Genomic DNA, 1,016 nt, shown 5'->3' on the forward strand with positions numbered 1-1,016 from the left:
GGCGCGGTTCACGACCAACGAGATCGCGGCCGTCGCGGGCGTCAGCGTCGGTTCGCTCTACCAGTACTTTCCGAACAAGCTGGCGATTGCCGAGGCGATCCGGCAGCGCCATCTCGACGAGGTGCTCGTGGCGTTGTCCAGCGCTGGGGATGACAACGAGGCCATTCCGCTCGACCAGCGGGTGGCGCGGTTTGCCGACGGTGTCATTGCCGCCCATTCGGTCGATGAGGCGCTGCACCGGGTTTTGCTCGACGAGGTGCCGCTCGTGGCACGGTCGAGCTATGCGGAGTTCGAGGCGGAATACCAGCGACGCTATCGGGTGCTGATCGCAACGACCGCGAACACGAGCGGTGGCGCCGGTGACGACGAGACGGCAGCGCGCGTGCTCTCATCTGCCGTCGAAGGGGTTGTCCACGCGGCGGCGCATCGTGGCGACCTGGGCTTGCCCGCGCTCAGAAGCGAACTTGTCAGACTGATCCTTGCCTACCTGCGCGACCGCCAGCAGGCAGCGTGAACGCTCAGGCGTAGGCCTTGGTCGAGCGCAATTGCAGCAAGGCCAGCATGCGCGCTTCCTCCGCATCCCGCAGGCTCTTGGCGGCCCGGCTGGCCGAGTACGACACGGAAAGCGTCTCGATCGCTTTCTCCCAGCACTGGGCCGTCTGGTAGATGCTGTCGGCACTTCCCGGCCTGGCTGGCACGGTGTATCCGGCCTTGTGGAGGATGTTGGCTTTGTGGTCGGTGCTGAGCATGACGTGGTCCCCCCAGTCGATGGTGTGAGGAGCACGATATCCGCGATGCGCCGTGTGCGCTATTGGCCACACGACGTATCGAGATGTAGGAAAAACCCGCCCTCAAGGGGCTTTGGCGGCCAGAAACTAGGCCATAAGGCTTAGGTCATGTCTCTCGATTGCCACACGAGGGTGGCGGCGGTCAGGTCTTCCAGGGCGCTGCCGACGGCCTTGAACACGGTGCGTTCTTCGCTGGTCGAGCGGCCCGGGCACTCCGCGCGGCACAGC

At 65.3% G+C, this 1,016-nt stretch carries 2 protein-coding genes and 1 pseudogene; 1 reads left to right on the forward strand and 2 read right to left on the reverse strand.

The genetic code is table 11. The features are described 5' to 3' along the window. Positions 1–514 (forward strand): TetR/AcrR family transcriptional regulator (locus tag ACSFA3_RS26325; protein ID WP_435508235.1); only part of this gene is annotated, 514 nt, incomplete at its 5' end. A gap of 4 nt (positions 515–518) precedes the next feature. Here ACSFA3_RS26325 and ACSFA3_RS26330 read toward each other — a convergent pair. After that, positions 519–749: a hypothetical protein gene (locus tag ACSFA3_RS26330; protein WP_435508236.1), complete on the reverse strand. Its 231-nt coding sequence runs from the start codon at positions 747–749 to the stop codon at positions 519–521. A 140-nt stretch (positions 750–889) separates the two neighbouring features. Then, a pseudogene (locus tag ACSFA3_RS26335) lies at positions 890–1,016 on the reverse strand (bifunctional Delta(1)-pyrroline-2-carboxylate/Delta(1)-piperideine-2-carboxylate reductase); the annotation flags it as partial.

This window comes from Variovorax glucosi, assembly GCF_051216695.1.
GTDB lineage: Bacteria > Pseudomonadota > Gammaproteobacteria > Burkholderiales > Burkholderiaceae_C > Variovorax.